The sequence below is a fragment of the Mycobacterium sp. NAZ190054 genome, from assembly GCF_001545925.1.
Lineage (GTDB): Bacteria > Actinomycetota > Actinomycetes > Mycobacteriales > Mycobacteriaceae > Mycobacterium.
In genome coordinates this window covers 1-8,336 of the sequence record NZ_LMVQ01000161.1, presented here as the reverse complement: position 1 = coordinate 8,336, position 8,336 = coordinate 1, and the positions used below count along the sequence as shown (strand labels likewise).

The 8,336-nt window shown below is 68.9% G+C and carries 7 protein-coding genes and 2 pseudogenes; 6 read left to right on the top strand and 3 right to left on the bottom strand.

Annotated features, from left to right (window positions below):
• Window positions 1-110 (top strand): annotated as a pseudogene (locus ASJ79_RS35010) (chromosome segregation protein SMC); the annotation flags it as partial.
• On the opposite strand, the pseudogene ASJ79_RS33905 reads toward ASJ79_RS35010, so the two are convergent.
• Window positions 101-187: pseudogene (locus ASJ79_RS33905) on the bottom strand (hypothetical protein); the annotation flags it as partial. The pseudogenes ASJ79_RS35010 and ASJ79_RS33905 sit on opposite strands and share 10 nt — an antisense overlap.
• A 60-nt stretch (window positions 188-247) precedes the next feature.
• Between ASJ79_RS33905 and ASJ79_RS13080 the strand changes: the two are divergent.
• On the top strand, window positions 248-1,015 hold the full coding sequence (locus ASJ79_RS13080; protein WP_067955766.1) for a class I SAM-dependent methyltransferase: 768 nt from the start codon (window positions 248-250) through the stop codon (window positions 1,013-1,015).
• Between the two features lie 54 nt (window positions 1,016-1,069).
• Window positions 1,070-2,542 carry an aldehyde dehydrogenase gene (locus ASJ79_RS13075; protein WP_067955764.1) on the top strand — a complete coding sequence of 491 codons (1,473 nt, stop codon included), beginning with the start codon at window positions 1,070-1,072 and terminating at the stop codon, window positions 2,540-2,542.
• A 114-nt stretch (window positions 2,543-2,656) separates the two neighbouring features.
• Here ASJ79_RS13075 and ASJ79_RS13070 read toward each other — a convergent pair whose 3' ends face one another.
• Entirely contained in the window at window positions 2,657-3,178 is a 522-nt protein-coding gene (locus ASJ79_RS13070; protein WP_067955761.1) for a dihydrofolate reductase family protein, read from the bottom strand.
• The gene (locus ASJ79_RS13065; protein WP_067955759.1) at window positions 3,179-4,129 is read right to left on the bottom strand and encodes a helix-turn-helix domain-containing protein; all 951 of its coding nucleotides are present in this window, start codon (window positions 4,127-4,129) and stop codon (window positions 3,179-3,181) included. It lies immediately after the preceding gene.
• 390 nt (window positions 4,130-4,519) lie between these two features.
• Here ASJ79_RS13065 and ASJ79_RS13060 point away from each other — a divergent pair, with 390 nt between their 5' ends.
• The 3 genes from ASJ79_RS13060 to ASJ79_RS13050 are packed head-to-tail and all read left to right on the top strand — an operon-like array spanning window position 4,520 to window position 8,214.
• Window positions 4,520-5,329: a 1-acyl-sn-glycerol-3-phosphate acyltransferase gene (locus tag ASJ79_RS13060; protein WP_067955757.1), complete on the top strand. Its 810-nt coding sequence runs from the start codon at window positions 4,520-4,522 to the stop codon at window positions 5,327-5,329.
• A gap of 3 nt (window positions 5,330-5,332) precedes the next feature.
• Window positions 5,333-6,967: an acyl-CoA ligase FadD12 gene (gene fadD12, locus ASJ79_RS13055; protein WP_067955755.1), complete on the top strand. Its 1,635-nt coding sequence runs from the start codon at window positions 5,333-5,335 to the stop codon at window positions 6,965-6,967.
• 2 nt (window positions 6,968-6,969) lie between these two features.
• Complete coding sequence (locus tag ASJ79_RS13050) at window positions 6,970-8,214, top strand: alpha/beta hydrolase (protein WP_067955754.1); 1,245 nt, start codon at window positions 6,970-6,972, stop codon at window positions 8,212-8,214.
• The last annotated feature ends 122 nt before the right edge of the window (window positions 8,215-8,336 follow it).

Genomic DNA, 8,336 nt, shown 5'->3' with positions numbered 1-8,336 from the left:
CGATGCCCTACGACCGGGCCACCCAGGAGCGGCGCGCCAAGCGGGCGGAGAAGGAGCTGCGGGAGCTGGGCCGGGTGAATCCGCTGGCGCTGGAGGAGTTCGCCTCGCTGCCGCCGCCCTGGGGGTGGCCGGTGTCGCGCCAGCACAGCAGCAACACGGAGCGGACCCCCGCGCGCGCGGAGCGCATGGGATCAGGCAGGTCAGACATCCCCGCCAGCGTAACGGCCGACGCGCATAGGGTGACCGGGTGGCAGTTTCCGACCGCGTCGCCGAACGGGCGACGCTGGCGCGGTCGCTGCGGTTGCTCGCGGCGTTCCGCTACGAGCAGAGCGACCCGGACCGCTTCTACGGCGCGCTGGCCGGTGACACCGTCGCGATGGTCGGCGACCTGTGGAGGTCGGCCACCGGCACCCCGGCCGACGGTCTGACGCTTCTCGACGTCGGGGGCGGGCCCGGCTACTTCGCGTCGGCGTTCACCGCCGCCGGCCTGACCTACATCGGCGTCGAACCCGATCCCCGCGAGATGCACGCCGCGGCGCCGCGCACACACCGCCGGGCCGGCGCGTTCGTCCGCGCCTCGGGCACCGCGCTGCCGTTCGCCGACGGCAGCGTGGACGTGTGCCTGTCGTCGAACGTCGCCGAACACGTCCCCGACCCGTGGCGGCTCGGCGACGAGATGTTGCGCGTGACGCGGCCCGGTGGGCTGGCGGTGCTGTCGTACACGGTCTGGCTGGGGCCGTTCGGCGGCCACGAGATGGGGCTGACGCACTACCTCGGCGGGCGCCGCGCCGCGCGGATGTACACCCGCAGGCACGGCCATCGACCCAAGAACGACTACGGCTCGTCGTTGTTCGCGGTGTCAGCGGCGGCCGGGCTGCGCTGGGCGCGCGGCACCGGCGCCCTGGTCACCGCATTTCCCCGCTACCACCCGCGATGGGCCTGGGGACTGACGAACGTCCCGGGCCTGCGGGAGTTCGTGGTGAGCAACCTGGTGCTGGTGTTGCGGCCGTCTTGACGGCTGTACTGCAACAGGTTCTCGTTTTGTCGTTCCGTCGGTAGTGTGACGGGTATGACACAGAGCACTGCCTTCAAGACCGACTGGGACAAGCTGTTCATCGGCGGCAAGTGGGTCGAGCCGGCCACCTCGGAGGTGATCGAGGTGCGTTCCCCCGCCACCGGCGAACTCGTCGGCAGGGTGCCGCTGGCCTCGGCGGCCGACGTCGACGCCGCCTGCGCCGCGGCCCGCGAGGCGTTCGACAACGGTCCGTGGCCCCAGATGACGCCGCAGCAGCGCGCCGAGGTGCTCGGCCGTGCCGTCAAGATCATGGAGGAGCGCGCCGACGAGCTGAAGTTCCTGCTGGCCGCCGAGACGGGTCAGCCGCCGACGATCGTCGACATGATGCAGTACGGCGCGGCGATGTCGTCGTTCCAGTTCTATGCCGGGGCCGCGGACAAGTTCACCTGGCAGGACATCCGCGACGGCGTCTACGGGCAGACGCTCGTGGTGCGCGAGCCGATCGGTGTGGTCGGCGCGGTCACCGCATGGAACGTGCCGTTCTTCCTGGCGGCCAACAAGCTCGGCCCCGCGCTGCTGGCCGGCTGCACCGTCGTGCTCAAGCCCGCCGCCGAGACGCCGTTGTCGGTGTTCGCGATGGCGGAGATGTTCGTCGAGGCGGGCCTACCCGAGGGCGTGCTGTCGATCGTGCCGGGCGGCCCGGAGACCGGTCAGGCGCTGACCGCGAACCCGAACCTGGACAAGTACACCTTCACCGGGTCGTCGGCGGTGGGCAAGGAGATCGCCAAGATCGCGGCCGACCGGCTCAAGGGCTGCACGCTGGAGCTCGGTGGGAAATCAGCGGCGATCATCCTCGAGGACGCCGACCTGGACTCCACGCTGCCGATGCTGGTCTTCTCCGGTCTGATGAACTCGGGGCAGGCTTGTGTGGGCCAGACCCGGATCCTGGCGCCCCGGTCGCGGTACGACGAGGTCGTCGAGAAGGTCGCGGCGGCGGTCGCCGGGATGGCGCCCGGCCTGCCCGACGATCCGGCCGCGATGATCGGACCGCTGATCAGCGAGAAGCAGCGTGACCGGGTGGAGGGCTACATCAAGAAGGGCGTCGAGGAAGGCGCCCGGGTGGTCACCGGCGGTGGCCGGCCCGAGGGCCTGGACAGCGGATGGTTCGTGCAGCCGACGGTCTTCGCCGACGTGGACAACTCGATGACCATCGCGCAGGAGGAGATCTTCGGCCCCGTCCTGGCGGTGATCCCCTACGAGGACGAGGACGACGCGGTGCGCATCGCCAACGACTCGGATTACGGCCTGGCCGGCTCGGTGTACACCACCGACAACGACCGCGCGCTGAAGATCGCGCGGAAGATCCGCACCGGAACCTATGCGGTGAACATGTACGCGTTCGATCCGTGCGCGCCGTTCGGCGGCTTCAAGAACTCCGGCATCGGCCGCGAGAACGGGTGGGAGGGCATCGAGGCGTACTGCGAGCCCAAGAGCATCCTGCTGCCGTTCGGGTACACGCCGGCCTAGCGCGACAAGACGTGGCGTGGCGAACGTACGGAATGTGACGGGAAATCGCCGAAACCCGTCCAGAACCGTACGCTCGCGAGCGACCGGGGTCGCGACGGCCGAGCCGGGTGCACCTCACGCGCGGCGCCAGTGGGCGCACACGAAATCCGCGTTGACCGCCGAGGAGACCAACTCCCATTCCGAGCGCAGCGGCAACACCGGCGAGCCGGCGCCCAGCGTGCACGGCGCGTAGGACACGATCATCTCGTCGATCAGACCGGCGGCGACGAACTGGGCGGCGACGTCACCACCGCCGACCACCCACACGTTCTTGCCGGCGGCCGCCGAGACCAGCGTCGGGTGCAGGTCGGTGACGTCCCCGGCGAAGGTCGCCACGTCGTGGCCGTCTTCGACGATGTCGGGCCTGTGCGTCAGTACCCAGGACGGTCGTGGGTACATCCATTCGCCCGGCTCGTTCTTGCGGATCCACTCGTAGGTGTCGGCACCCATCACCAGCGAGCCGACCGATTCCATGAACGGGTCGGTGCCGAACGGCCCGTCGGCGTCGATGTCGCGGGAGATCAGCCAGTCCAGGCTCTTGTTCTCGTCGACGATGTAGCCGTCCAGGCTCGACGCGGTGTAGTAAACGGTGCTCATCTAGTTTCCTCTCATCCAGTCCAGCGGGTCTCCGCACCGGCTCGTCACACCGTGGCGCGCCAACATGGCGCGGACGAGTTCGCGGCGGTGCGCCGAGTAGGTCAGTACGTGCGCGACGATGCCGTAGAGCTGGAAGGACTCCGGCGGGTCGCAGAGCGCGTCGATCACGGTGTCGCCGAGACGGCCCGCCGCGGTGTATTCGGAAACCATTGCCCGCCAACGTTTGCCGATGTCGTCGTGGTGCGCGGCCAGCGCGTCGGCGTCGACGAACTCGGGTTGGGTCGAGGTCCGCGACGGAAAGTCGTCACCGGCGATCGTCGCCAGCCAGACCTGTTTGGTCCACACGATCGCGCCGAGCACCGCCCCGACACTGGGTTCGGGCCCGTCCCATTCCAGCACCGTCTGGCCCGGCGCGATCTCGGCCACCCACTGCGCCGCGGTCAGCTGCGCGGCCTGCCCGATCAGATGCGCGGTGTCGGCGATGTCGTGGTCGACCATCAGTGCCGCGATGTCCGGGACGTGCGGATCGCCGCGCTCGCCGGGATCGCTGTCCAGCCACAGCGACTCCGGGGGATGGAAGTGCAGTCCGTTGGGCGCGGGCAGCCGGAAGTGCACCTCGGCCGCCTGCGACGGCGGCAGCCCGTAGCTGCGCCGGAACGCCCGGGAGAACACCTCGGCCGAGGACCAGCCCTCGTCGGCGGCCACCGCCGACACCGCCTCGCCGCGGCGCAGCCGCCACGCGGCGCGCTCCAGCATCACCCGCCGCCGCAACGCCGCGGGCGACTCCCCGGTCAGCCGGCGGACCTCGCGGGAGAAGTGGAACTCCGAGGCGAAGCTGCTGCGCGCCATCTCCCCGACGTCGCTGTTCTCGGCGTCGGTGACCGCGTCGAGCAGCTCACGGAGCCGGTCGCGGCGACGGGGCGAAGGGTGCTCTGGCGAGAGATCGGTCACGGTCTGGAGAGTATGTCGCCGCCCGCGATCAGCGACATGACTTTTCCTGCTGCGCTTCAGCTGTCGAGGACCCGGCTGATGTGCGCCTCGGTCTCGGCGCGGTCAGGTCAATGCCCGGCTCCGACTGCGGTATCGGAAAGCACTATGGCGGAATCCCCCGACCGGGTTCCGCCACAGTGATTCGAACCTACAACGGGCGGTCCCGATCCGTCGGGCGTTTCGGGCGACCGCCATCAAGATCAAGGTTGCGATCGGGCCACCGAGCTTGACGGCGACACCGCCGGTGCTGAATTCTTCGGTCACGTGATGCTGCTCATAGCCGTTTTGCCGCCCGTGAGCAGCGGGTAAACTGGCAAAACTAGAACACGTTCCAGTATCAAGGGGGCCGCCGTGGGTGCGACCGACATCGAGACGTCCGAGATCACCAAGTGGGATCCGGTTCTCACCGAGCGGGTGATGGGCCTCCTCAAGCCGTTCCTCAGGGGCTGGCACCGTGCCGAGCTGCGCGGTCTGGAGAACTTCCCCAACGGCGGCGCGCTGGTGGTGTCCAACCACTCCGGCGGCCTGTTCCCGATGGACGTCCCGGTGTTCGCCAGTGGCTTCTACGACACATTCGGTTTCGACCGGCCCGTCTACACGCTCAGCCACGACATGCTGATGGTCGGGCCCACCGGAAGCTTCTTCAAGAAGACCGGCTTCATCCCGGCCAATCACCGCAACGCCGAGGAGGCACTGCGCTCCGGTGGCGTCGTGGTGGTGTTCCCCGGTGGTGACTACGACGTCTACCGACCGACGCTGGCAGCGAACAAGATCGACTTCGGCGGGCGCACCGGTTACGTCAGGGCGGCCCTGAACTCCGGCGTCCCGATCGTGCCGACGGTGGGTATCGGGGGTCAGGAGAGCCAGCTGTTCCTGTCCCGCGGCACCGAGATCGCCAAGGCGCTGGGTCCGGTGGCGCGGATGTTCCGCACCGAGATCCTGCCGGTGTCGTTCGGCTTCCCGTTCGGCCTGTCGGTCGTGCTGCCGGTGAACGTGCCGCTGCCGGCCAAGATCACGATGAAGGCACTGCCGCCGATCGACATCGTCGCCGAGTTCGGCGAGAACCCCGACATCGACGAGGTCGATGCCCACGTGCGGCGGGTGATGCAGCGTGCGCTCGATGAACTGGCCGAGGAGCGCCGACTCCCCGTCCTGGGCTGACCGATGGGCCTCACCGACCCCGTCAGCAGCGTCCTGGGCCTGCTCTCGACCATGGTTCGCGCCGGCGTCATCGCACCGATGCGGCCCGACAAGTACCTGCGCATCGCCGGGGCGATGCGTCGCGAGAACATGGCGATCACCTCCGGTTTCGCCGCCGCCGCCCAGCGCTGTCCGGACCGGGCCGGCCTGGTCGACGAACGCGGGATCCTGACCTGGCGCCAGATCGACCGGCGCGCCGACGCTTTCGCCGCGGCGCTGCAGGCGCTGCCCGACGGTCAGCCCGAGGTGATCGCGCTGATGGCGCGCAACCACCGCGGGTTCGTCGACGCGCTGATCGCCGCCAACCGGATCGGCGCCGACGTGCTGCTGCTCAACACCTCGTTCGCCGGGCCGGCGCTGGCCGAGGTGATGGAGCGCGAGGGCGAGGGCCGCTCCGTCGCGGTGGTCTACGACGAGGAGTTCACCGACACCGTCGACCGTGCGCTGGCCCGGCGACCCGACACCACCCGCATCGTCGCCTGGGCCGACAATCCGACCGACCGGCACACGGTCGAGGGCATGATCGCCGCGCACACCGGACACGAGCCGGTACGCGCCCTGGCGAAGAGCCGGGTCATCCTGCTGACCTCCGGCACCACCGGAACCCCCAAGGGGGCCAGGCACTCCGGCGGAGACCCGCGCGTGCTCAAGGCCATCCTCGACCGCACCCCGTGGCGCGCCGAGCAACCCGTCGTCATCGTCGCACCGATGTTCCACGCCTGGGGCTTCTCCCAGTTGGCCTTCGCCGCGTCGATGTCGTGCACGATCATCACCCGCCGTAAGTTCGATCCCGAGGCGACCCTCGAGCTCGTCGACAAGCACCGGGCCACCGGGTTGTGTGTGGTCCCGGTGATGTTCGACCGGATCATGGACCTGCCCGAGGAGGTGCTCGACAGATACAGCTGCCGGTCGCTGCGCTTCGCCGCGGCGTCGGGGTCGCGGATGCGCCCCGATGTGGTGATCAAGTTCATGGACCGCTTCGGCGACGTCATCTACAACAACTACAACGCGACCGAGGCCGGCATGATCGCCACCGCGACGCCGCGCGATCTGCGGGCCGCGCCCGACACCGCGGGCCGGCCGGCCGAGGGCACCGAGATCCGGATCCTGGACTCCGAGTTCAACGAGGTGCCCACCGGTGAGACCGGCGGGATCTACGTGCGCAACCAGACGCAGTTCGACGGCTACACCACCGGCGCGACGAAGGATTTCCACGAGGGTTTCATGGCCTCCGGCGACGTCGGCTATCTCGACGGGGAGGGTCGCCTTTTCGTGGTGGGACGCGACGACGAGATGATCGTCTCGGGCGGCGAGAACGTCTACCCGATCGAGGTGGAGAAGACCCTGGCCGACCACCCGGACGTGGCCGAGGCGACGGTGATCGGCGTCGACGACGAGAAGTTCGGCCAGCGGCTTGAGGCGTTCGTGGTTTTGAACCCCGGCGCCACGGCTACTCCCGACACACTCAAGCATCATGTCCGCGACCACCTCGCCGGTTACAAGGTGCCCAGGGAGATCACGGTTCTCGACGAGTTGCCACGAAGCGTCACCGGCAAGATCTCCCGCAAGGACCTGAAGGAACGCATCGAGAATGCCTGACCATGCCTAAGCGCCGGCCTCTGCTGCGCGCCGTCGCCGAGCTGCTCAACGCCGCCAACGGTGTCCGTCCCCTCGCGCGTGAGGGATACCCCACCATCCCGGTCTTCGCGTTCGGCTGGCCGACCTCGGAGATGTCGCCGCTGTACATGGCGGGATCGATGCTCGATGCGGTGCGGCGCGGCGTCCGGGGCGACTTCCGCGGCCCGCGCGGCCGGATCGCCGTCGTGCTCACCGCGATCTCGTGGGCCCTGCTGTATCTGATCCACCGCCGCAATGTGAATTCGCAGCCCTACTTCGAGGATCCGCTGCGTGAGGCGCTCGGCGAGAACTACCAGCAGATCGCTGAGAAGGCGAAGTCGTCGCGGCGCCGCTACATCGGCGTCTTCCCCAATGATCTGATCCGCCGCCGCTACGTGGAGAAGGCCAACACCGTGCAGTACGGTCCGCTGCGCGTGAACAGGGCCGACATCTGGCGCCGCGCCGACCTGCCCCGTGACGGGAAGGCCCCTGTGCTGCTGCAGGTTCCGGGTGGGGCGTGGGCGATCGGGATGCGTCGCCCGCAGGCCTACCCGCTGCTGAGCCACCTCGCCGAGCACGGCTGGGTCTGTGTGTCGATCGACTACCGGGTGAGCCCGCGCAACACCTGGCCGGACCACATCGTCGACGTGAAACGGGCGTTGGCGTGGATCAAGGAGCACATCGCCGAGTACGGCGGCGATCCCGATTTCGTCGCGATCAGCGGTGGTTCGGCCGGTGGCCACCTGTCCTCGCTGGCCGCGCTGACCGCCGACGACCCGCAGTTCCAGCCGGGTTTCGAGGACGCCGACACCTCGGTGGTGGCCGCGGTCCCGATTTACGGTCGCTACGACTGGGTGTCCGCGCGTGGCAGCGGGCGCAAGGAGTTCATCGCGTTCCTGCAGAAGTTCGTCGTGAAGAAGCCGATCCTGCAGAACCGGCAGGTCTACGTCGACGCGTCACCCTGCTACCGGTTGCGCCCCGACGCGCCACCGTTCTTCATCCTGCACGGCCAGGACGATTCGATCATTCCCGTACCGGAGGGCAGGGAGTTCGCCGAGGCGCTGCGCGAGGTGTCGACCGCTCCGGTGGTCTACGCGGAGATCCCGCACGCCCAGCACGCTTTCGACTTCTACTACGGCTCACCGCGGGCGCACTACACCGCGCAGGCGGTCGAGGCATTCCTGTCCTGGGTGATGGCCACGCGTCAGCGGGTCACCGAGCCGAGCTAGTGTCCTGAGTCATTAATTGCGGCCTAGTTGTTAGACTAGGTCGTGCCGACTCCTCATGCCGCTGAGATTGTGTTGTCCGCTGATGAGCGGGCCGAGTTGGAGGGCTGGGCGCGGCGACGTAC

What these genes read in the sequence shown, in the direction of transcription:
- ASJ79_RS13075 (WP_067955764.1), top strand. Translation starts at nt 1,070, where the DNA reads ATGACACAGAGCACTGCCTTCAAGACCGACTGGGACAAGCTGTTCATC.
- ASJ79_RS13070 (WP_067955761.1), bottom strand. Translation starts at nt 3,178, where the DNA reads ATGAGCACCGTTTACTACACCGCGTCGAGCCTGGACGGCTACATCGTC.
- fadD12 (WP_067955755.1), top strand. Translation starts at nt 5,333, where the DNA reads ATGGGCCTCACCGACCCCGTCAGCAGCGTCCTGGGCCTGCTCTCGACC.
- ASJ79_RS13050 (WP_067955754.1), top strand. Translation starts at nt 6,970, where the DNA reads ATGCCTAAGCGCCGGCCTCTGCTGCGCGCCGTCGCCGAGCTGCTCAAC.